Source organism: Alteromonas sp. IB21 (assembly GCF_016405965.1).
Lineage (GTDB): Bacteria > Pseudomonadota > Gammaproteobacteria > Enterobacterales > Alteromonadaceae > Alteromonas.
In genome coordinates, this window is the sequence record NZ_JAEFCD010000019.1 from 49,711 (window position 1) to 74,728 (window position 25,018).

The 25,018-nt window shown below is 43.2% G+C and carries 23 protein-coding genes; 6 read left to right on the forward strand and 17 right to left on the reverse strand.

Features of this window, described 5'->3' with window-relative positions:
- Nucleotides 1-241 precede the first annotated feature (241 nt).
- The 9 genes from JC525_RS13450 to rpmH form a co-directional block, all read right to left on the reverse strand.
- Entirely contained in the window at nucleotides 242-1,069 is an 828-nt protein-coding gene (locus tag JC525_RS13450) for an ATP-binding protein (RefSeq protein WP_198816277.1), read from the reverse strand.
- Nucleotides 1,070-1,075: 6 nt separating this feature from the next.
- On the reverse strand, nucleotides 1,076-1,744 hold the full coding sequence (locus JC525_RS13455) for a DnaT-like ssDNA-binding domain-containing protein (RefSeq protein WP_198816278.1): 669 nt from the start codon (nucleotides 1,742-1,744) through the stop codon (nucleotides 1,076-1,078).
- Nucleotides 1,745-1,773: 29 nt separating this feature from the next.
- A complete protein-coding gene (mioC, locus tag JC525_RS13460; protein ID WP_198816279.1) occupies nucleotides 1,774-2,211 on the reverse strand; it encodes an FMN-binding protein MioC in 438 nt (145 codons plus the stop codon).
- Between the two features lie 53 nt (nucleotides 2,212-2,264).
- Entirely contained in the window at nucleotides 2,265-3,653 is a 1,389-nt protein-coding gene (mnmE, locus tag JC525_RS13465) for a tRNA uridine-5-carboxymethylaminomethyl(34) synthesis GTPase MnmE (protein WP_198816280.1), read from the reverse strand.
- A 2-nt stretch (nucleotides 3,654-3,655) separates the two neighbouring features.
- Nucleotides 3,656-4,138, reverse strand: coding sequence for a YajQ family cyclic di-GMP-binding protein (locus JC525_RS13470; RefSeq protein ID WP_198816281.1), 483 nt, complete (start codon nucleotides 4,136-4,138; stop codon nucleotides 3,656-3,658).
- A gap of 64 nt (nucleotides 4,139-4,202) precedes the next feature.
- Nucleotides 4,203-5,858: a membrane protein insertase YidC gene (gene yidC / locus JC525_RS13475; protein WP_198816282.1), complete on the reverse strand. Its 1,656-nt coding sequence runs from the start codon at nucleotides 5,856-5,858 to the stop codon at nucleotides 4,203-4,205.
- Between the two features lie 10 nt (nucleotides 5,859-5,868).
- Entirely contained in the window at nucleotides 5,869-6,117 is a 249-nt protein-coding gene (gene yidD / locus JC525_RS13480; RefSeq protein ID WP_105932387.1) for a membrane protein insertion efficiency factor YidD, read from the reverse strand.
- Entirely contained in the window at nucleotides 6,102-6,461 is a 360-nt protein-coding gene (gene rnpA / locus JC525_RS13485) for a ribonuclease P protein component (RefSeq protein ID WP_198816283.1), read from the reverse strand. Before rnpA ends, yidD begins: the two co-directional genes overlap by 16 nt.
- A gap of 15 nt (nucleotides 6,462-6,476) precedes the next feature.
- Nucleotides 6,477-6,611 (reverse strand): 50S ribosomal protein L34, encoded by a 135-nt coding sequence (gene rpmH / locus JC525_RS13490; RefSeq protein WP_014290886.1) that lies wholly within the window; start codon nucleotides 6,609-6,611, stop codon nucleotides 6,477-6,479.
- Between the two features lie 615 nt (nucleotides 6,612-7,226).
- Here rpmH and dnaA point away from each other — a divergent pair.
- From dnaA to gyrB, 4 genes are all read left to right on the forward strand, one after another.
- On the forward strand, nucleotides 7,227-8,891 hold the full coding sequence (gene dnaA, locus JC525_RS13495) for a chromosomal replication initiator protein DnaA (RefSeq protein ID WP_198816284.1): 1,665 nt from the start codon (nucleotides 7,227-7,229) through the stop codon (nucleotides 8,889-8,891).
- A 32-nt stretch (nucleotides 8,892-8,923) separates the two neighbouring features.
- Nucleotides 8,924-10,024, forward strand: a complete 1,101-nt coding sequence (gene dnaN / locus JC525_RS13500; protein WP_198816285.1) for a DNA polymerase III subunit beta — start codon at nucleotides 8,924-8,926, stop codon at nucleotides 10,022-10,024.
- A 121-nt stretch (nucleotides 10,025-10,145) separates the two neighbouring features.
- The gene (recF, locus tag JC525_RS13505; protein ID WP_198816286.1) at nucleotides 10,146-11,234 is read left to right on the forward strand and encodes a DNA replication/repair protein RecF; all 1,089 of its coding nucleotides are present in this window, start codon (nucleotides 10,146-10,148) and stop codon (nucleotides 11,232-11,234) included.
- An 8-nt stretch (nucleotides 11,235-11,242) separates the two neighbouring features.
- A complete protein-coding gene (gene gyrB / locus JC525_RS13510; protein ID WP_198816287.1) occupies nucleotides 11,243-13,663 on the forward strand; it encodes a DNA topoisomerase (ATP-hydrolyzing) subunit B in 2,421 nt (806 codons plus the stop codon).
- A gap of 79 nt (nucleotides 13,664-13,742) precedes the next feature.
- Here the strand turns inward: gyrB and JC525_RS13515 are convergent, their stop codons facing one another.
- The 3 genes from JC525_RS13515 to glyQ form a co-directional block, all read right to left on the reverse strand.
- Nucleotides 13,743-14,186, reverse strand: a complete 444-nt coding sequence (locus JC525_RS13515) for a hypothetical protein (RefSeq protein WP_236547115.1) — start codon at nucleotides 14,184-14,186, stop codon at nucleotides 13,743-13,745.
- 88 nt (nucleotides 14,187-14,274) lie between these two features.
- Entirely contained in the window at nucleotides 14,275-16,353 is a 2,079-nt protein-coding gene (gene glyS, locus JC525_RS13520) for a glycine--tRNA ligase subunit beta (protein WP_198816288.1), read from the reverse strand.
- A gap of 2 nt (nucleotides 16,354-16,355) precedes the next feature.
- Nucleotides 16,356-17,261, reverse strand: coding sequence for a glycine--tRNA ligase subunit alpha (gene glyQ, locus JC525_RS13525; RefSeq protein WP_014947716.1), 906 nt, complete (start codon nucleotides 17,259-17,261; stop codon nucleotides 16,356-16,358).
- A gap of 146 nt (nucleotides 17,262-17,407) precedes the next feature.
- On the opposite strand from glyQ, the gene JC525_RS13530 reads away from it, so the two are divergent.
- On the forward strand, nucleotides 17,408-18,016 hold the full coding sequence (locus JC525_RS13530) for a DNA-3-methyladenine glycosylase I (protein ID WP_198816289.1): 609 nt from the start codon (nucleotides 17,408-17,410) through the stop codon (nucleotides 18,014-18,016).
- Between the two features lie 122 nt (nucleotides 18,017-18,138).
- On the opposite strand, the gene JC525_RS13535 is transcribed toward JC525_RS13530, so the two are convergent.
- The 4 genes from JC525_RS13535 to JC525_RS13550 form a co-directional block, all read right to left on the reverse strand.
- Complete coding sequence (locus JC525_RS13535; RefSeq protein ID WP_198816290.1) at nucleotides 18,139-18,609, reverse strand: DUF2489 domain-containing protein; 471 nt, start codon at nucleotides 18,607-18,609, stop codon at nucleotides 18,139-18,141.
- An 18-nt stretch (nucleotides 18,610-18,627) separates the two neighbouring features.
- Nucleotides 18,628-19,131: a Der GTPase-activating protein YihI gene (gene yihI / locus JC525_RS13540; protein ID WP_105932377.1), complete on the reverse strand. Its 504-nt coding sequence runs from the start codon at nucleotides 19,129-19,131 to the stop codon at nucleotides 18,628-18,630.
- A 126-nt stretch (nucleotides 19,132-19,257) separates the two neighbouring features.
- Complete coding sequence (locus tag JC525_RS13545) at nucleotides 19,258-19,905, reverse strand: class I SAM-dependent methyltransferase (RefSeq protein ID WP_198816291.1); 648 nt, start codon at nucleotides 19,903-19,905, stop codon at nucleotides 19,258-19,260.
- A 354-nt stretch (nucleotides 19,906-20,259) separates the two neighbouring features.
- Nucleotides 20,260-20,883 carry a c-type cytochrome gene (locus JC525_RS13550; protein WP_198816292.1) on the reverse strand — a complete coding sequence of 208 codons (624 nt, stop codon included), beginning with the start codon at nucleotides 20,881-20,883 and terminating at the stop codon, nucleotides 20,260-20,262.
- Between the two features lie 174 nt (nucleotides 20,884-21,057).
- Between JC525_RS13550 and yihA the strand changes: the two genes are divergently transcribed.
- Nucleotides 21,058-21,693, forward strand: a complete 636-nt coding sequence (yihA, locus tag JC525_RS13555) for a ribosome biogenesis GTP-binding protein YihA/YsxC (protein ID WP_198816293.1) — start codon at nucleotides 21,058-21,060, stop codon at nucleotides 21,691-21,693.
- Nucleotides 21,694-22,080: 387 nt separating this feature from the next.
- Here yihA and polA read toward each other — a convergent pair whose 3' ends face one another.
- Nucleotides 22,081-24,873 (reverse strand): DNA polymerase I, encoded by a 2,793-nt coding sequence (gene polA, locus JC525_RS13560; protein WP_198816294.1) that lies wholly within the window; start codon nucleotides 24,871-24,873, stop codon nucleotides 22,081-22,083.
- Nucleotides 24,874-25,018 lie beyond the last annotated feature (145 nt).

The following is a 25,018-nucleotide window of genomic DNA, read 5'->3' on the forward strand; positions in this document are numbered from 1 at the left end:
GATGCAAAAGTAATGCACCAGTAAATAGGGTTGTATTAGGTCTGTTAGATTAGTCGTGTGGGTTATTTAAAAGCAAAAGTGTGTTTATCGATAGCGAGGAAGGTAACAACACTCTTTAGGTATCGTTTTTTGTAAGGGCTAAAGATTAAATGCCATATAGACATTTAACGAACGGAGAAACACAGGAAAGGTCTATGAAATGCGGTAAAAGTAGATATGGAGGACAATATACCAGGTGCTATTAACGCACCTGGTTAGGCTGATAGCGTGGCTGTGCCACCGAGCCCTGCATGTCTTCTTGCTCAATGGTTAAGCCCCCACGGCGGCTAGGGCCTTGAAACCTCACCTTATAAGTATCGTACTCTTTAATAGACTCAAAGCAGTAGCGCCCTAACGCATTTTCAAGTTCTGCCAAGTTGTGATTAGTGATCAAAATACAGTTTTTCTTGTTCACTAATCGCTGCCTTAGCAAATTTCCAAACCAGCTTTGCGCATTTTTTTTAAGCGCAGATTCGTTAACACACACTTCATCTAATATCAGCAAATCTACATCGAGAAGCTCTTGATTTATTTCCCTGTAGCGTTGGCTCGCATTGTCAGTTGCAGAGAAATCGAATGAGAAATTTCGCATTTCAAGTAAGGTTGAAAGCTGACGATAAAGCACTGAGATTTCGTATTGCTCAATGAGTTGGTGGGCAATTGCGCCTGCAATATGTGATTTACCCCTACCGTAATCGCCGTAGAAGATCATCATATGAGAACCGCTTTGTCGCCACGCGGGGTCGTCATGGGCCGCGATGAAAGATTGTGCAATAGAGACGGCTTCAATAACATCGTCGCTGTCTTCTACTAAATTGGCGAAGGTCCACTTCGGGTTTAAATCAGAACGACCGTGAATAGCTTCTACGCGCGCCTTTTTACTGCGTTGCTGTAGTTGCGCTATTTCTTCGTTAGCTTGTGCCTCGTACTGCTTACGCAGCGTTTTGTAGTCGATGTACTCACCATTGGGATCGACATCTTTTTTAAGTGCTCTCGCTAAATTAGCAATTTTGTCAGTTATACGATCCATAACGATTTAACTCTTCTTGGTTGCGGCATATTTTTCCACCAGCTTTTTCGCATTATCATCTGCTTCTATGCCCGCTGCAACTTTCACTTGTTGTGTTCCCACAACTTTTGTAGGCGCATAGCCTGAAGCAAGTCGCTTACGCTTGATATTATTGGCGAATTTTTGCGTCCACTGGAATTCACTAAAAACGGAACTAGGTCTGCCTAGCCAATAGGCGATAAATTCTCCGACCTCGTTTTCATCGAATGTCTTATCAATGATACCAAGCAGTGAGGCCATTTCTTCAAAAAGTGCTTTGTTCGGTGTCCATGTCGCAGTCATGGCACTATGGCGGGTGTGCAGTTGTTCAAAATCCGACTGTGGCTCGCTTAAAAGAGGAAGAAGAAGGGTTTTGCCATTAATAGTGTGCTCAAGATCTAGTTCAAGGGGAAGGGCGACTAAGCCAACTTGCTCAAGCTGTTTCACCAAGCTATTTATTTGACGACCCCGTTGATAGGTGTCGTCCCTGTTGTCGCCATTAAGCAAAGTAAGAAGCTGCTTGTAATCAATAGGTGCCGACGATGTGGTGGCCTGATTTGCACCTACGCGAAGCCCAAGGAGATATAACACTCTGCAATCGTTGGAAAGCGGTGATTGCAACACAGCGAGTTCTGCTTGGGTTAGGCTATTGGTCATTACATAAAGTCCAAGTGACAGTGCGGCTATCAGGCATTCGCTAACTTTTCATCAAACCATTCTACAGCGGCATCTTCAGGAATTGGATGTTCTAGCACATCTATGTAAAGGGCGTCGCTAATAAGCTTACCGCCACCGTTTAAGATATGCTTCTCCATTTCTTTTGCACCGAAGCAAAACGTGTCATAACTGGTGTCGCCGAGGCCGATCACATATGCATTGACTGCCTGCAGATCAGCGTTTTCTAGTTGTTTTGCAAATGGCTGAATATTATCAGGTAGCTCACCCGCGCCATGGGTAGATGTACACACTATCCATGTGGACGCGTTGTTAATATTTTCAAGGTCGGGCTCTGCGTGAATAGTGTGGGTATATCCACGCTCATTAAGCTTTTCTGCAATGGCGTCGGCTACGTATTCTGCGGCACCTAACATAGTGCCCACAATAATTTCAAAATGCTTACTCATGAATATGCTACTTCTTTATTTACGATTAAAGGTTTAGCCCAACCGGCGGCGTTTTATTTGCCGATACAGAACGATGAAAAAATCTTACCAAGCAGATCGTCAGAGGTAAATTCACCGGTTATCTCACACAGTGCTTGATGCGCTAAACGGAGCTCTTCGGCCAATAATTCACCCGCCATCGCGTCATGAAGTTGTTGTTCACCAGTGCTCACGTAGCGGTAAGCTTGATCTAGTGCATCTATGTGACGTCTTCGAGCAATGAATTGTCCTTCTGTTGTCGTATCGAACCCCATGGTTTTTGCTAGATGTGTTTTTAACGTATCTACACCACTACCTTGCTTGGCTGACAAGTTAATAACAGAGATGTCACCATGTTTGGTGGCCACTGTACTATGCCCGATGTTTAAGGTGCTTAGGTCGGCTTTATTGCGTACTACAGTAACTGGAATGCCCTGTGGAAGACGCGCCATAAACTCAGGCCAAATCTCATAGGGATCGATAATGCTGGTTGAGGTAGAATCAACAACAAATAGCACGTGATCGGCTTCGTTGATGGCCTGCCAGGCTCGTTCAATGCCGATCTGTTCTACTTTATCGGGGCTCTCTCTCAGTCCAGCCGTATCGATAATATGTACCGGCATACCGTTAATGTGAATATGCTCTTTAAGCACATCTCTAGTGGTACCTGCAATGTCAGTAACAATAGCGCTGTCACGACCAGCAAGCGCGTTTAACAGACTGGATTTGCCTGCGTTAGGTCGCCCCGCAATCACCACCTGCATGCCTTCGCGTAACAACGTACCTTGCTTGGCTTGTTCTCGTACTTTAGCAAGGCTTTCCATAATGGCACTTAAATCACCTGATACTTTACCATCAGATAAGAAGTCGATTTCTTCTTCAGGAAAATCAATAGCTGCTTCCACATACATTCGCAGATGGACAATTTGGTCAGACAGCGTTTGAATCTGCGTGGAAAACTCACCCTGCAAGGATCGCAAAGCGCTTTTAGCCGCTTGCTTTGAACTGGCGTCAATTAAATCGGCAATGGCCTCTGCTTGCGCTAAGTCTAACTTATCATTTAAAAAAGCCTGCTCACTAAACTCGCCTGGATTGGCAAGCCTTGCATGTCCTGTTGCAAGCACAGCATCTATCAGCATGTCCATAACCACTTGGCCGCCGTGGCCTTGTAGTTCCAACACATCTTCGCCAGTAAACGAATTTGGGCCTTTAAAAAACAGCGCTATGCCCTGATCTATTACGCTTTGGTTTATATCTACAAATGGCGTATACGTGGCAAGTCGAGGTGTAAGTGTACAGGGTACCAACGCCTCGGCAATAGCACTGGCTTTTGGACCTGATACACGAACAATACCCACACCGCCTCGTCCTGGTGCCGTGGCCTGGGCGATAATAGTATCCGTTGAAAGGGTGAGTGATTCCATAATTAGTCGCGGAAGTTCTTAAATTGGAAAGGTTGACCTAAGTCTGATTCTTTTACCAATGCAATCGCTTGTTGAAGATCATCGCGTTTTTTTCCTGTAACACGAAGCTCTTCACCTTGAATCGCAGTTTGCACTTTAATTTTGGCGTCTTTAATCAGTTTTACAATCTTCTTTGCCATTGGCTGTTCAATACCTTCTTTAAAGGTAATGGTTTGACGATAGGTTCTACCGTGGGCATCGAAGGGTTTTACATCCATAGATGACGTATCGACATTGCGTTTGGACATAGCGGTTCTGAACATACTTTCCATTTGCTGAAGTTGGAATTCAGCTTCGGCTTTCATGACAACCGTTTTTTCTTTGTATTCAAAGCTCGCGTCGATACCGCGGAAGTCAAATCGTGTGGTTAGCTCTCGACTCGCGTTTTCAGTGGCGTTACGCACTTCTTCCATATTGATTTCTGAAACAATATCAAATGATGGCACAGTTTAATCCTCTCAATACAAAACAGCCCGCGTAGGCGGGCTGTATAATTAAATGCTCAACAGCTTATTTACTGCTGATGCCCCGCTTCTCCATTGAAGCATAAATCATTTTGGCTTGAACCAAGGTAATTACGTTACTGACTAACCAGTATAGTACCAGACCTGCAGGGAACCACAGGAAGAACACACTCATTGCTACTGGCATCCACTGCATAATTTTCTGCTGCATAGGGTCAGTAATGGTGGTTGGCTGTAGTTTTTGCAATAGATACATACTTGCGCCAGTAAGAATAGGTAGCACAAAATATGGGTCTTTCGTAGAAAGGTCAGTGATCCAAAGTACAAAGTCAGCATGGCGAAGCTCAACACTCTCCATCAACACCCAGTAAAGTGCTAGGAAGATAGGCATTTGAAGAAGAAGTGGTAAACACCCACCCATAGGGTTTACTTTCTCTTTGCGGTATAGCTCCATCATGGCTTGAGACATTTTTTGTCTGTCATCGCCAAAGCGATCTTTAAGCTGTTGCATCTTAGGTGCTAAGTTGCGCATACGTGCCATTGACTCGTATTGCTTCTTAGTTAGCCAGTACATCGCGCCTTTCACTACAATAGTGATAAGGATAATCGCCACACCCCAGTTATTAACCAGACTATGCAGGAACGTAAGTAGGGCGAACAGCGGCTGTGAGATCCAGAACAAAATGCCGTAGTCCACTGTTAGGTCTAAACCACGTGCAATCTTAGCAAGTTTCTCTTGATCTTTCGGACCCATGTAAAGGGTCGAAGCCAGTGTCTTGGTTTCCCCTGGTGCAATGCTTTCAGATGGCGATAAAACACCAATAACCGCGTACTGATTATTCAGGTTGCGTGAATACAGTGTGTTGGTTTGCTCTTGTGAAGGAACCCATGCTGAAACAAAGTAGTGTTCAAGCATACCAACCCAACCTGCTTTCGTAGTTTCACGAAGCTTTTCATCTTCTATCTCGTCAAACGAGTATTTCTGATAGCGGTCATCTTCAGTTGAGTAAGCAGCACCACGATATGTTGGCATAAACATGTTGCTGTCATCTTCAAATTCCATCACTTGTTTAAGCTGCGCATAAGGCTGAACAGTTGCCGCATTACCAGTATTGTTTTCAACGCTATAGCTAACGTTTACGTCGTACTTATCTTTGGTAAACGTAAATGTTTTGGTTATAGCTAGCCCTTGATTATTTTTCCAAGTAAGTGGAATAACCAGAGTATCGCCGGTCATTTCGTAGAATTCACTTTGCGCAGTATAAACTGGGCGGCCACTGCTGCTTGCATCCGGACCTTGCGCTCCAATAAGGCCACTTTGTGCTACGTAAAGTCCGTTACCTGAACGAAGTAGGCTATAAGGAATCTCAGACCCTTGCTCGACCGGGAATTTAAGTAAGTCCGCTGATACTACATCACCACCGAGCAAATCGATGCGTACATCCAGTGTATCGGTTTTGACTTCAATAATTCGGTTGCTAGTTTGTGATGCTGCAACGGGCTGTGCTGCCGGAACGCTATCACTACTTGGTACATCTTCACTGCTATTATCAACAAATGACGGTACGCCCTGAGATGCTTCTTGCGTTTGTTGTTCAACAGGCACAACTGGCTGTGGCCCATAATCTTTTTGCCATGACTGCCAAAGCAAAAAGCTAACTAGCGCAAGGCCAATTATCAGAAAACTACGTTGCGATTCCATAGAGGTCTCTTTATTTTGAGTGTTTATCTTGTTGTTTTTCCGGCACTGGATCGTATCCGCCGGCATGCAAAGGGTGGCATTTTAATATGCGTTTAATAGATAACCAACCGCCTTTTACCAATCCATGCGTTTTTAATGCGTCTATAGCATACCAAGAACAAGAAGGATGGAAACGACATCGTTGCCCTAATATAGGTGATATGAACCATTGATAACACTTTATCAAAGTCAATGGCACCACTATTAAGAGTTGCTGCAACGCTTGTTTAATTTTTTCCATAGCTTATCCAATGTTGAAAATGCTTCTTGGTTGCTAAGCTTGTCTGCGCCAGACTTGCCAATAACGATAATATCGACATTGGGTAGATTGTGTTGTTTGTGCCTGAAACTTTCTCTGACCAAGCGTTTTAAGCGATTTCTATCATGGGCTTTGCGTATGCGCTTTTTTGCCAAAGTAATGCCTAAGCGAGGATTTGAAAGAGTATTTTTTCTAGCTAGGATAGTAAAAGAGGGAGATACAGCTGGGGTTGCGTCATCAAACACATAGGTAAAGTGGGTGGGAGTTAACAGACGTAACTCCCTAGAAAACGTATTCTCGCCCACTTTAGCGTCTTTCAATTAAGCTGAAAGACGAGCGCGGCCTTTTGCACGGCGAGCTGCTAGTACTTTACGACCATTTTTAGTCGCCATACGAGCACGAAAACCGTGAGAACGCTTGCGCTTCAAATTGCTCGGTTGAAATGTTCTTTTCATGACCAAAGTCTCACTTATATTTAGTTAAACATAGGCGTTTTTGGTAACACATTACGCTGCTTTCAGAATAATGTGGTGTTTTCACCAGAAAAGCCCATCGAAAAAGGACGCTGAATTCTAGAGATCTCGTGGCCTCGTGTCAATGGATATTCTTCCTTTTCGGACGAATAAGTGAACAATTTTTACTATATTTTAAACAGTAAGTCAGTTTCTCATACAAAGTTCTTGTGAATAACGTGTAAAAGTCACTAAGGTTATCCACAGTAGTTTGTGTAAAACATCACTGAACTTAAAAATTGCAAGGGGATCTTCTGTGTTTTTACGTCTTATTTAGACTGAATTTTTCTCTACATAGTATGATTTGATCTAAAACTAAAAGTTTATAAAATCAATAGCATAGGTTTTTGATCGTAAAGATCGTTGAGGATCGTTATTTACTTTATGTTGATAACGTTAGATAATCCACAGCTTATAAAACGATAATTTAATTTCTCGCTGTTACCCAACACTTCCAACGCTATTTCTCTCTGATGGCGCTTTCTGGTGCCTGATTTTCTATATATGGCATTTTCGATGTTGGCTTTTCTTGCGAGTAACGGGAGTTAGCTACGTACTATGTCTTTGTGGAACCAATGCCTTGAAAGATTGCGTCAGGAATTACCAACGCAGCAATTTAGTATGTGGATACGACCGCTTGTTTGTGAGGAAGAGGGCGGTATGGTTTCCTTATATGCGCCAAATCGCTTTGTTCTTGATTGGGTAAGAGATAAGTACCTTAATAATATAACAGGCTTGCTAAGAGAATTTGCTGGCAATGACGCGCCGCAGTTGCGCTTAGAAGTGATGAGCCGTCACAGTAATGGCCGCTCACAGTCAGTAAGCGGAAATGTCTCTTCCTCATCAGGAAGCAGCGCTAATGCAGGTTATTCCGGGCAAAATACAGTTACAGGTAATCAAGGCTATCAGGGCAGCAATAGTTACGCACCTAATCAGCATGCCACGATTAACAATAATCATTCTTCTTCTCCCTATTCATCGACGCCAGCAACAGCTGGAGGTTCACCATCTGGGAACTATATCAATAACCAAGAATCTGGTAATAGGGTAACGCCATCGTCTGCACCTAATCGACAATATGTTGATCACGGAGATCATGGGTCTAAGAATCAAGATCGCTACGATCCTAATCAATACGGTAATCAACAAACACGTTCATCTATGCAGCCAAAAGTGGTCCCGATCCCTGAGGCAATGAGACATAAGAGCAACATAAATCCTACTTATCAGTTCGACAACTTTGTTGAAGGTAAATCTAATCAGCTTGCTCGTGCGGCTGCTACACAGGTAGCAAACAACCCTGGCGGTTCTTATAACCCGTTGTTTATATACGGTGGTACGGGTTTAGGTAAAACTCACCTTTTGCATGCAGTAGGTAATGGCATTGTTGCAAACAATGGCGACGCAAAAATCGTTTATATGCATTCTGAGCGATTTGTGCAGGATATGGTTAAGGCACTACAAAATAACGCCATAGAAGACTTTAAGCGCTTCTATCGCAGTGTTGATGCGTTACTTATCGATGATATTCAATTCTTCGCTAATAAAGAGCGTTCACAAGAAGAGTTTTTTCATACCTTTAATGCGCTTTTAGAAGGTAACCAACAAATTATTCTTACCTCTGATAGATACCCTAAAGAGATTGATGGGGTAGAAGATAGATTGAAATCGCGTTTTGGTTGGGGCTTAACTATTGCTATCGAGCCGCCTGAACTCGAAACGCGAGTGGCTATTTTGATGCGCAAGGCTGCTGAAAATCGTATTCATTTACCTAATGAAGTGGCGTTCTTTATTGCCAAGCGTTTGCGTTCAAATGTACGTGAGCTCGAGGGCGCACTTAACCGTGTAATTGCTAACGCAAACTTTACCGGTCGTCCTATTACCATAGATTTTGTGCGTGAAGCATTGAGAGATCTTCTCGCTTTGCAGGAAAAACTGGTTACGGTTGATAATATTCAGAAAACAGTCGCAGATTATTATAAGATAAAAGTTGCTGATATTTTGTCTAAACGACGTAGTCGAAGTGTAGCGCGTCCCCGTCAGGTCGCTATGGCGTTAGCGAAAGAGCTCACTAACCACAGCCTTCCTGAACTCGGAAATGCATTTGGTGGGCGAGACCATACAACGGTTTTACACGCATGTAGAAAAATACAGCAGCTAAGAGAAGAAAGTCATGATATAAAAGAAGACTATAAGAACCTCATTAGGACTTTGTCTTCCTAACAACACGACCTTAGAGGCGAGATAGCACTGCGATGAAATTTACTATAAGCCGTGAACAATTTTTACAACCCCTTCAGTTAGTGTCTGGCGCTGTAGAGCGCCGGCATACGTTGCCAATTCTTTCTAATGTGCTTATTAAAGTAAGTGAAGACGCACTTTGGCTTACAGGTACAGATTTAGAGGTCGAACTGATTTCTAGTGTAAAACTAGAAGGTGAGTTTACCGAAGGGGAAATTACTGTCCCTGCGAAAAAGTTATTCGATATCATTCGTGGTATTTCTGAGGGAACAGATATTCACTTCTCTCTTGATGGTAGCAAAGCACTTATTCGCGCAGGGCGAGGTCGTTATACACTATCTACGCTTTCTGCAAATGATTATCCTAATCTTGAAGATTGGGAAGGCGAAGTTGAATTTGAATTAACGTGCAGCGACCTTAAACGTCTTATAGATGCAACAAGTTTCTCGATGGCTCAACAAGACGTTCGTTACTATCTGAACGGTATGTCCCTTGAAACGGAAGAAAATACTATTCGGACCGTTGCTACAGATGGACACCGTCTTGCACTTTGTCGTTTGAATTACGAGACCGCGCTTCCTTCACGTCAGGTAATTATTCCTCGCAAAGGGGTGTTAGAAATATCACGCCTTATTAGTGAGGATGATAAATCTCTAAAGGTACAAATTGGTGCTAACCATTTACGCATTTTTTCGAATGATTTCATATTTACTTCGAAATTAGTTGATGGGCGCTTCCCTGACTATCGACGTGTGCTTCCGCAAAATGGCGATAAAGAAGTACTAGCGAGTAAAGCTGTGTTAAAAGACGCGTTTTCAAGAGCAGCTATCTTGTCTAATGAAAAGTTTAGAGGCGTGCGTTTAAACCTTTGTTCTGGCGAACTTAAAATTACGGCCAATAATCCTGAGCAAGAAGAAGCAGAAGAAATTGTTGATGTTCAGTATCAGGGTGACGATTTAGAGATTGGCTTTAACGTTGCCTACCTTATTGATGTACTAAACGCGTTAGGGTCTGATGGCGTAAAAGTAAGTTTGTCAGACTCGAATGCTAGTGCTTTAATTGAAGATGACGCTGATGATGCTGCTTTATACGTAATCATGCCAATGCGCCTGTGAAGCAAGTCGGTGTATGCTATTCCTCAGGGTAGTTAGTTAATTCTATATTGTTTAATGTCTTATTTCAGGAAGCGATTAACAACAAAAGTTTATCGCTTCTTTTTATTTTCAGCGTGACCTCATGAAACTGGACCGTGTCCAGATTACACAATTTCGTAATCTATCTTCTGTCAATTTTTCTCCATCGCCACTTTTAACGATTATAAGAGGTGCAAATGGCAGTGGAAAATCGTCACTGATAGAAGCGCTATACTATCTTGGTTTTGGTCGCTCCTTTAGAACGAATAAACATGGGTCTGTTATCCAAAATGACAAAGACAGCTTTAGCGTTTTTGCATCGTGTAAAACGGAAAAGGCTGAGTTGTGTAAGTTGGGTATTCAGCGCAGTCGCGCAGAGTCTTTCACATGCAGTATCAACGGTGTGCATTCTAGCAAGCTGTCTGACTTAGTTAGCTTAGTGCCGTTACAGCTCTTCACACCGCAGAGCACAGATTTAATTATCGGCTCTCCATCGGAGCGTCGTAGGTTTTTAGATTGGGGATTGTTCCACGTGGAACATGATTTTCAATTGTTGGCAAACCAGTATTCTAAGTTTTTAAAACATAGAAATGCGCTTTTGAAACAAATGGCTAATTTAAATGCTACAGAGAATCAATATTGGGAGTCGCAGTTCGTCCAGCTCGGGGAATCACTAACGGACAAAAGACGCCAGTACGTTGATAGCCTTACCCCAATCTTTAAAGAATATGCCCGTGAATTTCTTCCAAACTTCGATGTCGAATTAAGTTACTATAGAGGGTGGGAAAAAGATGTGTGTTTATCAGAAAGCTTGGTTAAAAAACGTGAGTATGATGGTAAAATAGGGCATACCTCTTCTGGGCCTCATAAAGCCGATTTAAGACTTAAAGTTAACGGTGTCAATGCCCAAGAGCTTTTATCAAGAGGGCAGCTTAGAATGGCTGTGGCTGCGCTACAAATGTCGCAAACTAAGTTTTTCAATTCAGCAACAAATCGAAAAAGTATATTTTTACTTGACGATGTCGGTGCTGAATTAGATGCAGATAAAAGAGAACAATTTATTGATGGGTTGCTCGAAATGGATACGCAGGTTTTCGTTACTGCAATAGAATCCTCGCAACTCGCTTTTATACAAAAATATAACGAAAAGAAAATGTTTCACGTGGAACATGGAAGCGTGAAAGAGGAGTAAAAGCTAGTATGTCAGCAGAGAACAACTACGACTCGTCCAGTATTAAAGTACTTAAAGGATTGGATGCCGTAAGAAAGCGCCCTGGTATGTATATCGGTGATACCGATGATGGTACCGGGTTACACCACATGGTTTTCGAGGTGGTCGATAACTCTATCGATGAAGCACTGGCTGGACACTGTTCTGAAATTACTGTGCTAATTCACAGTGATGGTTCAGTTTCTGTGTCTGACGATGGTCGAGGCATACCAACAGAACTGCATCCAGAAGAAGGAGTGTCTGCTGCAGAAGTTATTATGACCGTCCTACACGCAGGCGGTAAGTTCGACGACAATTCCTATAAGGTATCTGGTGGTCTTCATGGTGTAGGTGTGTCGGTTGTAAACGCACTGTCTAGCCGATTGAAATTACGAATTCGTCGCGGTGGAAAGGCGCACGAGCAGGAATATGCTCATGGCGTTCCTCAGGCTCCATTAGCAGTAACTGGCGATAGTGATAAAACGGGCACTATGATCCGTTTTTGGCCTAGTTCTGACACCTTTACTGATACGTTGTATCACTATGATATTCTGGCGAAGCGCCTTCGCGAGCTATCGTTCTTAAACTCTGGTGTTTCCATTCGCTTGAAAGACGAGCGCGATGGTAAAGAAGATCACTTCATGTATGAAGGTGGTATAAAAGCATTTGTTGAGTACTTGAACGAGAAAAAAACACCAGTTCATCAAAAGGTATTTTACTTCACCAGTGAACAGGAAGATGGAATTTCTGTAGAAGTTGCGATGCAGTGGAATGACAGCTTTCAAGAAAATGTATTCTGTTTCACAAATAATATTCCACAGCGAGATGGTGGTACTCACCTAGCTGGTTTCCGTGGTGCATTAACACGTACGTTAAATAACTACATGGAAAAGGAAGGGCTGAATAAAAAAGCGAAAACGAACGCAAGCGGTGATGACGCTCGAGAGGGGCTAACAGCGGTTGTGTCAGTTAAGGTTCCAGATCCTAAATTCAGTTCACAGACCAAAGATAAGCTTGTTTCTTCTGAAGTTCGCCCAGCGGTTGAATCTGCAATGAATGAGAAACTGGCAGAGTTTCTATTAGAAAACCCTGCTGAGAGTAAAATTATTGCGGGTAAAATTATAGATGCAGCGCGTGCTCGTGAAGCTGCTCGAAAAGCGCGTGAAATGACTCGCCGTAAAGGAGCATTAGATTTAGCAGGTTTACCTGGAAAATTGGCCGACTGCCAGGAAAAAGATCCTGCGCTAAGTGAACTGTACATAGTGGAGGGTGACTCTGCGGGCGGTTCTGCAAAGCAAGGTCGTAACCGTAAGAACCAAGCAATTTTGCCGCTTAAAGGTAAAATCTTGAATGTTGAGAAAGCGCGTTTCGACAAGATGCTTTCTTCACAAGAAGTTGCAACGCTTATCACGGCACTAGGTTGTGGTATTGGGCGTGACGAATATAACCCAGATAAACTACGCTATCACAGCATCATCATCATGACCGATGCTGACGTGGATGGGTCTCACATTCGTACGCTTCTACTAACGTTCTTCTATCGTCAAATGCCTGAAATCATCGAGCGTGGATATGTATACATTGCACAGCCACCGCTATATAAAGTGAAGAAAGGCAAGCAAGAGCAATATCTTAAAGATGACGATGCCTTAACAAACTACCTTACCTCAATCGCTATCGACGGTGCATCATTGCATACTAGCGATGATGACCCAGGTATTAGCGGTGTTGGCTTAGAAAATCTTGTTAAACAGTATCAGTCTGCAGAGAAGATGATAAATCGTATGAAGCGTTTAATGCCTTCATCTATTCTTTACAGAATGCTCTATACGCCAACGCTTAACTTAGAAGACCTTAAAGACCAAAGCGCACTGGAGCATGTTGCAAAACACTTTGTTGAGCAGCTTACAGAGCGAGAAAATGACGGTGCAACATATCGCTATGAAATCCGTAATGACGCTGAACTAAGCGAATACTACATTACGATAATCATGCGCATGCACGGTATTGATTATGAATATAATATCGATCATGAGTTTATTGAGTCGTCAGAATATCAGCGCCTTAAAGCGCTCAACTTGGCGATAAACGATATGATGGGTGTCGATGCTTACATTCAACGTGGTGAACGCAAGCAGCCTGTAGAGTCGTTTAAAGAAGCACTTGATTGGTTAATGAACGAAGCAAAACGTGGTCAGTATATTCAGCGCTATAAAGGGTTAGGTGAAATGAACCCTGAGCAGCTATGGGAGACGACGATGGACCCTGAAGGCCGTCGTATGCTTCAGGTGACAATTGAAGACGCCATTGGTTGTGACCAGTTGTTCACAACCTTGATGGGCGATCAAGTTGAACCTCGCAGAGAGTTTATCGAAGCCAATGCGCTTAAAGTAGAAAACTTGGACGTGTAGTCTGGAGCTGAAATAGCCGTTAATTCAAAAGCGACCCAAAGGGTCGCTTTTTTTTTTCGTACTTCAAACTATATTTCACTTATAATTTTGAAACAACCAAAGCGACTTCCCCCGCACTTGCCGCTGTTGCTGTAAAGCGATAGGTTCCAGTTGATGAAGGCGTAAATTGTAAGTTCTCTGAGCCTTGCTCACAGACCAAATAAACGGTAGAGCCTAACATTACGGGCTGACCCTTATATTTGCCGCCACAGCTCTGTGAGGGAGTCCATTTCGCATCTGACAATCTAAAGTCGTAGGGTTGGCCGTCAGCAATGAGCTCAACGTCAACAGTCCAACCTGAGCTTGAACGTTTGAACTTGTAGCTCGCATCGGCTTCCCACCAGTTAAATACACCTCTAAGAAACATGTTTTCAAACTGAATGCGAGGGACATCCGGTGCTATCTCTGGGATCTTAAAGCTTCCACTGCTTGAACATGCCGAGAGAGCGATGCACATAGAAGCAATAGTTAATAACTTTTTCACAGCGTCTCCATTTATGAAAAAGCCCAACATTGAAGCTGGGCTTTTCGTCTTTTGCGGTCTTAAACCACATTAACGTTTACTAGCTTACTTACGACTTCGCGAGAATTGAAATATCTGCGGTAGTAAGGAAAAGTTGCCTTAAAAGCGACAGTAAAGCAAGTCGGTTATTTTTAACCGCTTCATCATCTGCCATTACCATTACGTTATCGAAGAAATTATCGATTACATTACGCAGCGTAGCGAGGGCAGTTAATATGCGCGTATAGTCTTGTGTAGGTACGGCGCTTTGGACTTCCTTCTGTGCCGCTTTTAGCTCTTTATAAAGGGCTTTTTCAGCATCTTCTACTAATAGTGATTCATCAATATTAACAGTATCTGTCACTTCTACATTTTGCTTAGCAAGAATGTTTGCTACACGCTTATTAGCGGCTGCTAATGCTTCAGCTTCATCCAATGCTCTGAACTTATCTACGGCATGAACGCGGGCTAAGTAATCAGCTGGCTTGGTGGGACGACGTGCAGCAACGGCTTGAATCACGTCAATGGCGATAGCTTGATCTTGTAAAAGCGCGGTGAAGCGACCTAGTACAAAATCAACAACCTGCGTTTGCATATCAGTATTTGTTAACTTGTCGCCATATACATCAATAGCTTTACCTACAAGGGCTTCAAGATCTAACGGTAGTGATAGCTCAGTGACAATACGTAAAACACCGATTGCGGCACGACGAAGCGCAAAAGGGTCTTTATCACCCTTAGGTAATTGGCCTATACCGAAGATACCTACTAATGTATCTAGCTTGTCAGCTAGCGCAACCGATGCGCTAACACCTGAACTAGGTAGCGCATCACCAGCAAAACGCGGCATGTATTGTTCATATAGCGCTTCTGCAACAGGTGCATCTTCACCGTCGTTCAGCGCATAGTATTTGCCCATAACGCCCTGAACATCTGGAAACTCCATCACCATGTTCGACATTAAGTCTGTTTTGGCAAGAAGACCAGCACGGGCTGCTTGTGTTTCATTCGCATCTATTTGCGAAGCAATAAACGCCGATAGGGCAGATATACGCTCAGACTTTTCTTTTAGCGTACCAAGCTGTTTTTGGAACAACACGGTTTCTAAGCTTTCAAGGCGGCTTTCTAATGTTGTCTTTTTATCGCTGTTAAAGAAGAATTCGGCGTCTGCCAGGCGAGGGCGGATAACCTTTTCGTTACCAGAAATAACTTGAGACGCATCGCGACTTTCGATATTCGTTACGAACAAGAAAGTGTTTGAAAGAGCACCGTTGCTATCTAGTAGCGGCACGTATTTCTGGTCGTCTTTCATTGTGTAGATAAGGGCTTCTTTTGGCACTTCTAAGAAAGCCTTATCAAACCCAGCTTGAAGTACAACAGGCCACTCTACGAGTGACGCAATCTCTTCAAGTAAGTCTTCGTTATAATCTGGTTTAAGTGACAAGCTTTGCGCGGCGTCTTCTAATTGCTGACGTACTTTGTCTTTGCGCGCTTCAAAATCTGCTAGCACGTATTGTTGTTCTAGAGCCGAAGCGTAATTATCCGCATGATCGAGCTCAAAGCGTCCGTCACCATGGAAGCGGTGACCTTGAACAACGCGGTCGCTTGTTAGCCCTAATACCGGCACGTTAACCACTTCGCTACCGTAAAGCACGCAAAGGGTGTGAACAGGGCGTATAAACTGTGTATTGTAATTACCCCAACGCATTGGCTTTGGAATAGGCAGCTTGCTTACTGCCTGGTTGATTAGCCCTTCTAGTAGCTCAGCAACTGATTGTCCTGGAACCTGAGCTTTGTGAAGTAACCATTCACCTTTGTCAGTGACGAGCCGCTCTGCATCGGCTACATCAATGCCATTACCGCGCGCCCAGCCCTGAGCTGCTTTGGTAGGATTTCCGTCTGCATCAAATGCAGCCGACACTGCCGGGCCACGTTTTTCTACCACTTTGTCAGCTTGACCTTCGGCAAGGCCTGAAACATAAACAGCAAGGCGGCGAGGCGCTGCAAACCAACTAACCGAGTCAAAGTCTAGGTCCGCTTGTGTTAGCGCTGCTTCAAACTGTGTGGCGAAGGCTTCACCCAAAGATTTTAGCGCTTTTGGTGGTAACTCTTCAGTACCTAATTCAACTAAACAATTTTCTGTACGCACGCTTATGCCTCCTTGTTACATAGTGGGAAGCCTAATGCTTCACGCGCTTGGTAATAACTTTCTGCGCACGCTTTAGCTAAGGTTCTAACACGAAGAATGTAGCGCTGACGCTCGGTAACGGAGATAGCATGACGGGCATCAAGTAAATTAAATGCGTGAGACGCCTTCATTACTTGCTCGTAAGCAGGTAAAGGTAGGTTGTTTTCGATCAACTTTTTGCTTTCTGCTTCGCATTCGTCGAAAGTTCTAAACAAGGCTTCAACATTGGCATGTTCGAAGTTATATGTCGACTGCTCAACTTCGTTCTGGTGGAATACATCACCATAGGTAACTTTACCCATAGGGCCGTCGGTCCAAACCAAGTCATAGATACTATCTACGCCTTGTACGTACATGGCGAGTCGCTCAAGACCGTAAGTAATTTCACCGGTAACAGGCTTACATTCAAGGCCGCCTACTTGCTGAAAGTACGTAAACTGTGTGACTTCCATACCGTTTAGCCATACTTCCCAGCCAAGACCCCAGGCGCCCAGCGTTGGCGACTCCCAGTTGTCTTCTACAAAGCGAATGTCGTGAACTAACGGATCAAAACCTAACTCTTTCAAAGAGCCCAAATACAACTCCTGAATGTTATCAGGTGAAGGCTTGAGCATTACTTGGAACTGATAATAATGCTGTAAGCGGTTTGGGTTTTCGCCATAACGACCATCAGTAGGTCGGCGGCATGGTTGAACATAGGCGCTACTCATTGGCTCTGGGCCCAAAGAACGTAAAAACGTCATAGGGTGAAATGTACCTGCACCCACTTCCATATCCAGAGGCTGAATAATAACGCAGCCCTGACGCGCCCAGTAATCTTGAAGCGCAAGGATCAACCCTTGAAAGGTCTTAATATCGTATTTCTGCATACATCCGCTGCTTATTGGTTATCTGACTAAAAATAAAGGTGGGATAGTATACAATTTGTGAGGCATAGTATGTAGGTGTAAAGGGTGAAAAAACGTTACGAATAAAGCCCAATTGCCTGTACACAGTAAGGATTTAATCTTCATTCATGTCAAACCAACAGAAAACACAACAAAAAACACCTTTACACCGATGTGGCTGGGTGAGCAACGATCCTATCTATCTCGCTTATCACGATAACGAATGGGGTGTACCGGAATTGGACAGTTGCGCACTATTTGCCAAGTTATGTCTTGATGGTCAACAGGCCGGTTTATCTTGGCTGACTATCTTAAAAAAACAGCAAAATTTTGAGCGCGCATTTCACCAGTTTGACCCTGAAAAAATAGCTTTGATGGGATCTTCTGATGTCGATAGGCTTATGCTTGATAGCGGAATAATAAGGAATAGGCTGAAAATAGAGTCGATTATCAAAAATGCCAAAGGGTTTCTTGCCATAGAAGAAACACAGCCGTTTAGCGAGTTTATTTGGCAGTTCACTGAAGGACGCACCGTTATTAATGCATGGGACGATTTCAAGCAAGCGCCGATTTTTACACAGACGTCTCAGGCGATGTCAAAAGCATTAAAAAAACGCGGCTTTAATTTTGTAGGTGAAACGATTTGCTATGCGTTTATGCAGGCCGTTGGTATGGTTAACGATCATGAAGTAACATGTCATTGTTACGAGAAGACCTGTCAATTAGCTGTTAAGTGACATCGGTGATATCACATCACTAAATGACGTTGAAAGGCAATCACGTTAGTATAAGGGGGGCGTACACCATTGACCGAGTGCAATCTGCGCATCGGCCTAGGTTCAAAAACTAGAACAAATGTTCAACACACTTGTTTGTTTGCTATGAGTGTTTGGCAATAGGATTGCAACGGTGGAAGCTCTGCCAATACTTTCGACTCGAACTCTGACTCGATTTGCTCTCGGGCTACGTCTTGCTTTTTACGTTCGCTTTTAGGCAGCTTTTGTCTTTCTTCCAAAACTGCAAACCCACTTATTTCAGCGAAAAGCGCATAAATCTGTGGATACTGGTCCTTAAAATCTGGTGGCGTTTTAATTGGCAGTGCATTCAGCAAATTCACTATGCGGATAACGCCTTCCGATAAATCGCATTGTTGCTGATCCATTGCTTTAGCAATAACAATAATACTATCGGTAATATTGGCTATTCTAGACTGTCTTGTGGCCTCCTGACGTGCCTTCTGCTGCTTCAAAAGAAACAACAGCTTACCTGCATAAAAACCTAACCCAACAATAATTAATAGTGCTATGCCTGAAAGTACTGCCCAAAGCATGAATTGTTCCCGTTTTTATTAATGCTTGAAGTCGTCAATGTTAATAGCGTCTAAATCGTCAAACGGATCCATATCATCGTCTTCATCGTCCTCTTCGACTATGCCAAGTAAATCACAAAGAATACGGTGACGGGCCATCTTTTCATCAACATAAGCCTGTTGTTCTCGAGTCAATGGTTTGTCGTCATCAAGCTTATCGAGTAAGTCAGATAGGCGCTGGTCAGCCTCTAGCGCAGCCAACTCTTGTGCTGGCGTCGCGAACTTTTTCTTTTGAACGGGTGTGGGGGTGACAGACTTAACGAGCTGGATAGGCTTTTTACTGCCGTGGCGAGGATCTTTATTCTCTGCACTCTTTTTGCCAGTCACTTTTTTTTGTTCAACATTGTGGCGGTTACCAGCAGGCTTGCCTTTATGCTTTTTCGGGCGAGGCGAGTCAGATTTGCGGTTTTCGCTAGGTTTAAAGTCAGGATCTTTTCGAACGCCGATTAAGCCGACTTTACGAGATTTCTTTGAACGTGCCATAATTTCCAAATAACAAAGAGTGTGAAAAAACAGCGCCATTATAGCGCGAATTCATGCCTACGTATTGATCTTTGGGTTAGCAGTCGAAAATCAATGCACATAAATTTACGTATTCGATGTTTCGTTCTAGCGTTTTCTCATTAAAACTACATCGTTTTCCGGAAAACTCACGTCAAACCCATCTCTACGTGCTAAGAATTCGAAAGTATCCACACTGAAAAAACTAACGTGGGTAATATCATTCTTATAGTGCCAATTAGCGAAGCGTGCTTTATCGATAACTCGCTTTGTCATAATGGCAAGTACACCTTCTGAGGCTAGAAGTGTGGTAAACAATGCCCATTCTTTATGAGGAGTATGAAAGTGCTCAATAGCTTCTGTGCACGTAATGATGTTGTATTGTTGTTCTAGCGCTTGAGGCATATTGGCATAGAAGGGGTCGTAAGTGTTCATTTTAATGCCTTCATCTTCTAGCATGCTCGCTAAAACTGGGGCAGGGCCACAGCCGAAATCTAACCCTCGTAGTTCTTTTGTCTTTAAGTCTTTGATAAAAAGCGTTAGTGGTGTCACAAGCTTCCTCAAAAACGTTCTGTAACCTTCATCTTCAAAGTTGTTTTCATGCAGATCATATTCTTGTTTTTCCTGTTCTTTAGATGGTAAGGAATCAGGAGCAACATAGACCAAGCTACAATTGTTACATTGATGGTAGTCACGTTTTTTATCACTGTGATAATGAGACGGTGGTGTAGAGCTTAAACATAAAGGGCAAGACATAAAAAAGCAGGTAATTTGCAAAGTACTAGAAAAAGAAAAAGGTGATGGCTTTCACCATCACCTTACATTGTATGAGTGTCAATGACACCTCTCCCGTTATACACATCTATGTGTATCTAACTTCCCTAGCTGTGCTCCCCTTATTTTTTTTGTTAGCAGAGCTGTATTGTTGTTTTTGGCCCTCGTGGCTCTTTATCCCGTCTTCCATGCTGCATTTTTATTATTATTCTTGTTATTTAGTCTGTAGGTTTTCAAAGGCCCCTACAAACTACGCCGTTAGATTACACGAATAATTTCAAAATACAACTTTTTTGGTAACAAAATTTTAACAACAATGCCTAATAACGGTCTCGCTTAGTGTAAGCCCGCGATATAGTTAGATAAAATCTCAATATCTTCATCGGTTAATTTCATTGCGATATCACGCATCATGCCATTCATATCGTTATGACGCTGGCCTGAACGGAATGCTTTAAGCTGCGAAGCTGTGTAAGTTGCGTGTTGACCGCTGATATTGGGGAAGCCAGCTAAACCCATACCGTTACCTTTCGGGCCATGACATGCGATACACGCTGTTACGCCTCTCGACTCGTCGCCGCCTTGGTAAAGTGCACGTCCAGCATCAACGTATTGCTCAGGTGTTTCGCCCGCTTTTGGCTCTTGGCTCGAGAAATAAGCTGCGAGGTCTTTCATGTCTTGTTCTGAAAGAGGAGCAGCCATACCGTTCATCACAGCATTGTTACGACCTTCTTCACCGCCCGTTTGAGAGGCCAGTTTAAATTCGGCTAATTGTTTAACGATGTACTTCTCATGCTGGCCAGCAAGTTTTGGGTTCATGTCAATCATGCTGTTGCCATCAGGGCCATGACAGGCTGCACATACTGCAGATTTCGCTTTTCCTGCCTCGGCATCGCCTTCTGCTATCGCAGTTGCGCTTAAACCTAAAGACATACATACCAACAAACACAGTTTTTTCATAATAAATCTCTTAAATGGATCCAACGGCTCGCGTGATATACGTGATATCATGCGTATTTTACACATTTAACGCGTCAGAAAAACCTATTCCATGATAAAACTATGGTTTTTAGCTGGTTTATTCATTAAATAACTGTAAACCAAAGGTTGTGACGCATGTTGAGGTTATTCTAGATGTCGTACTACACCAAAGCAAAATTCTTTACGAGTGCACCAGACATTCGTCACTTGAAAAATGATACTGGCATTGAAGTCGCGTTCGCGGGTCGTTCTAATGCTGGGAAATCAAGCGCACTTAATACCCTTACTCGTCAAAGAAACTTAGCGAGAACGAGTAAGACGCCAGGTCGAACCCAATTAATCAACGTATTTGAATTAGAGGAAGACCTTCGTCTAGTCGACTTACCTGGCTACGGCTTTGCCAAAGTTCCTGTGGCAATGAAAAAGAAATGGCAGGCATCACTGGGCGAGTACTTACAGAAGCGTAAATCGCTTAAAGGTTTGGTAGTGCTGATGGACATTCGTCATCCATTTAAAGATTTAGATCAAGACCTTATTCATTGGGCTGTAGCGTCAGATATACCGGTATTGGCACTACTTACGAAAGCTGACAAATTAAAAAGCGGGAAGCGAAAAGCACAGCTTCTTATGGCTCGGGAGGCCGCAATGGCGTTCATGGGCGATGTAACCGTACAAACCTTCTCGTCACTAAATAAACATGGTTTACCAGAACTGGAACGCATTTTAGATACATGGTTCGGATTAAATAAAAACGATAGTGCTGAAGAGTCTGATAGTGAAGGGGAGTGATAACTCTTGCTATTGTGATAGCAAAACAGTGTCTTTGAAAAAAGAACGCCCCGCGTAGTGCGAGGCGTAAACTGAGAGAAAACACATAAAAACCGTAGATATAGAGTAGCCAGAAATAGAGAAGTTCCGAAAAAGTTAAAAAAATTATTTCAAAAAAATTAAGCTACTGATAATTAAAGGTTAATTATTTTCTTCGGACATAAAAAAACCCCGACAAAACTGTCGGGGTTAAAGCAAAGGTTTGAAAACAGCTTTCTCACCTCTGTACCCTACATGCGTAATATTACAACAACGCACAGAAAAGGCAAGGGTGTTATGTAATTAAATTACCAAATTATTGAGTAATTTCTCACGTTTCACTGTTGAAACTGTAATCTAATTACCGAATTAATGCGCCTCATCCCAGTTTTCGCCTACGCCGGCTTCTACAACAAGAGGCACATTTAGCGTAGCTGCACTTTCCATTATCGAAGTAATAGTAGAAACATAGGCATCTACTTTGTCTTCTTTAATTTCAAAAACCAGTTCATCGTGTACCTGCATCATCATGGTGACATCGTCAGATGCATTTTTTCTTATCCAATCATCTACCTTAATCATTGCCATCTTAATGATGTCCGCTGCTGTCCCCTGCATCGGTGCATTGATTGCGGCGCGTTCAGCCCCTTTTCTACGAGCTCCATTACTTGCTTTAATATCTGGCAAATAAAGTCTTCGACCAAATACAGTCTCTACATAGCCTTTTTCTTTTGCGGTCTCACGGGTTGAATCCATGTAGTCCAGTACACCAGGATAGCGTTCAAAGTAGAGGTCCATGTATTTTTGTGCTTCATTGCGTGGAATATTAAGTTGTTTAGATAAACCAAACGCGCTCATTCCATAAATAAGACCAAAGTTAATGGCTTTTGCGCTGCGGCGTTGCTCTGTTGTCACCTCTTCTAACGGCACACCAAATACTTCAGCTGCCGTTGCCTTATGGATATCCTTACCGTGAGCAAACGCATCTAGAAGACCTTTATCGCCGGATAGGTGCGCCATAATACGAAGCTCGATTTGTGAATAATCGGCTGCGACAAACTTATTACCCTCTCTAGGTACAAATGCCTGACGTACGCGACGGCCCTCTTCATTTCTAATCGGAATATTCTGTAGATTAGGATCGGTTGAAGATAATCTACCCGTTGCGGTCACTGCCTGATGATAAGATGTATGAACACGTCCGGTTCTGTGATTAATCATCTTCGGTAGCTTATCGGTATAGGTATTCTTAAGCTTTGTTAAGCCGCGATATTCCATAATTTTCTTTGGAAGCGGATATTCAAGCGCAAGTTCTTGAAGCACGTCTTCAGAGGTCGACGGCGCGCCTTTTGGCGTTTTTTTAATAACGGGTAGCGACATTTTTTCAAAAAGAATGTGCTGAAGCTGTTTGGTTGAGCCCAAGTTAAACGGTTCTCCCGCTTCTTCATGGACCTCATTTTCAAGTTCAGCAATACGTTTAGCAAGGTCTTGGCTTTGTTGGCGCAGCCTTTGGCTGTCGATCAGCACGCCTTCCTGCTCCATTCGAGAAAGTACACAGGCTAGAGGGACCTCTACGTCTATTAGTAAATTTTTAAGCTCTGGAATCTCTTTCAGTTTACTCCAAATAGCATTGTGCAATCGAAGGGTAATATCGGCGTCTTCTGCGGCATAAGGCCCAGCTTCATCGAGATTAATTTGGTTAAACGTAAGCTGTTTGGCGCCTTTGCCAGCAATCTCTTCAAAATGAATCGTTTTATGGCCAAGGTAGGCGAGGGCAAGTGAGTCCATATCATGTCGCTGTGCAGTACTGTTCAGTACATAGCTTTCAAGCATGGTATCAAAGCCTATGCCGTTTAATGTAATGTCGTAGTTAGCTAAAACATTCTTATCATATTTAATGTGCTGGCCTACTTTTATTACTTGGTCCGATTCCAAAATAGGCTTCAAAGCATCCAGTACAAATTCTCTTGATAATTGGGCTGGTGCATCGGGATAATCATGGGCAACAGGCACGTAAGCAGCTTCGCCTTCTTCAATACAGAACGATACGCCAACTATCTCCGCATCCATGTAGTTCAGGCTGGTGGTTTCGGTATCAAAGGCAATTAATTCGGCTTTCGCTAATTTATCAACCCACTCATCAAAGCGGTCCTTATCAAGTACGGTTTCGTATTTTGACTTGTCAATCTCTACAGAGAGCGAAGATCCACTTTCTTCTTCGTTGTCGTCGTTATCGTCAGCATCTGTACTTGGGGTGTTTGATGTATCACCCCCCGCAACCAGTGCACTCACCTCGGCATGCCAGCGCTTAAATTCATATTCTGCAAACAGATCGCGAAGCTGTTCGTTGTCTGCCTGGCAAGGCATCAGCGTTTCGACATCATAGTCTAAGTCTAGATCAACACTGATAGTGGCAAGGGTATAGGAAAGGCGAGCTTGTTCCTCATACTCTTCCATTTTAGCAGCCATGGATTTACTACCTCGAAAGGAGAGTTCGGCAATCTTATCTAAATTCTTAAAAATGTCGTCAATGCCGCCAATACCGTTTAGCAAAGCTTGGGCACTTTTGTCACCTACACCCGGGACGCCCGGGATGTTATCAACTTTATCACCTTTAAGGGCTAAAAAGTCGATCACAAGTTCCGGTGGAATACCAAACTTAGTATTCACTCCTTCAACGTCCATAATCTGGTTAGTCATGGTATTGATCAGAGTAACGTGTTCGTTAACCAACTGCGCCATATCTTTATCACCCGTACTGATGAGCGTCTCGATGCCCTTTTCAGTCGCGTGTTTTGCTAACGTGCCAATTACGTCATCTGCTTCAACTCCTGACTCTACGATAACAGGTAAGCCCATTGCTTTTATAATGTTGTGTAAAGGCTCGATCTGACTTCTTAGTTCATCCGGCATGGGAGGACGATTCGCTTTATACTCTTTATAAATATCATCACGAAACGTTTTGCCTTTGGCATCAAAGATTACCGCCATATGCGTAGGGTTGTATTGTTTGATCAAGCTTTTAAGCATGTTCACAACGCCATAAATAGCACCAGTGTCTTGGCCTTTTGAGTTTGTCAGCGGCGGAAGCCCGTGAAAGGCGCGAAAAAGATATGACGATCCATCAACGAGAATAAAGGGAGGCTTTTTAGAGTCAGGCATAGATGACGTTTTTCCAATATAAAATATGAGCGCAAGGATGCCACAGCCTTTATCAGATCGCCATATAATGAAGGAAGATTAGGATGGAGAGTGGATCGTTATTAGCCTGTGGATAACATTGTGATCTAAAGTTTAAGGCACAGTG

Excerpts from the sequence above, each read along its gene's own strand:
- dnaA (WP_198816284.1), top strand. The coding sequence starts at position 7,227 with ATGTCTTTGTGGAACCAATGCCTTGAAAGATTGCGTCAGGAATTACCA.
- JC525_RS13535 (WP_198816290.1), bottom strand. The coding sequence starts at position 18,609 with ATGCTTTGGGCAGTACTTTCAGGCATAGCACTATTAATTATTGTTGGG.
- gyrB (WP_198816287.1), top strand. The coding sequence starts at position 11,243 with ATGTCAGCAGAGAACAACTACGACTCGTCCAGTATTAAAGTACTTAAA.
- JC525_RS13550 (WP_198816292.1), bottom strand. The coding sequence starts at position 20,883 with ATGAAAAAACTGTGTTTGTTGGTATGTATGTCTTTAGGTTTAAGCGCA.
- yidC (WP_198816282.1), bottom strand. The coding sequence starts at position 5,858 with ATGGAATCGCAACGTAGTTTTCTGATAATTGGCCTTGCGCTAGTTAGC.
- recF (WP_198816286.1), top strand. The coding sequence starts at position 10,146 with ATGAAACTGGACCGTGTCCAGATTACACAATTTCGTAATCTATCTTCT.
- mnmE (WP_198816280.1), bottom strand. The coding sequence starts at position 3,653 with ATGGAATCACTCACCCTTTCAACGGATACTATTATCGCCCAGGCCACG.
- JC525_RS13450 (WP_198816277.1), bottom strand. The coding sequence starts at position 1,069 with ATGGATCGTATAACTGACAAAATTGCTAATTTAGCGAGAGCACTTAAA.
- JC525_RS13545 (WP_198816291.1), bottom strand. The coding sequence starts at position 19,905 with ATGTCTTGCCCTTTATGTTTAAGCTCTACACCACCGTCTCATTATCAC.
- mioC (WP_198816279.1), bottom strand. The coding sequence starts at position 2,211 with ATGAGTAAGCATTTTGAAATTATTGTGGGCACTATGTTAGGTGCCGCA.
- rpmH (WP_014290886.1), bottom strand. The coding sequence starts at position 6,611 with ATGAAAAGAACATTTCAACCGAGCAATTTGAAGCGCAAGCGTTCTCAC.
- yihA (WP_198816293.1), top strand. The coding sequence starts at position 21,058 with ATGTCGTACTACACCAAAGCAAAATTCTTTACGAGTGCACCAGACATT.
- JC525_RS13455 (WP_198816278.1), bottom strand. The coding sequence starts at position 1,744 with ATGACCAATAGCCTAACCCAAGCAGAACTCGCTGTGTTGCAATCACCG.
- dnaN (WP_198816285.1), top strand. The coding sequence starts at position 8,924 with ATGAAATTTACTATAAGCCGTGAACAATTTTTACAACCCCTTCAGTTA.
- glyQ (WP_014947716.1), bottom strand. The coding sequence starts at position 17,261 with ATGCAGAAATACGATATTAAGACCTTTCAAGGGTTGATCCTTGCGCTT.
- polA (WP_198816294.1), bottom strand. The coding sequence starts at position 24,873 with ATGCCTGACTCTAAAAAGCCTCCCTTTATTCTCGTTGATGGATCGTCA.
- yihI (WP_105932377.1), bottom strand. The coding sequence starts at position 19,131 with ATGGCACGTTCAAAGAAATCTCGTAAAGTCGGCTTAATCGGCGTTCGA.
- JC525_RS13530 (WP_198816289.1), top strand. The coding sequence starts at position 17,408 with ATGTCAAACCAACAGAAAACACAACAAAAAACACCTTTACACCGATGT.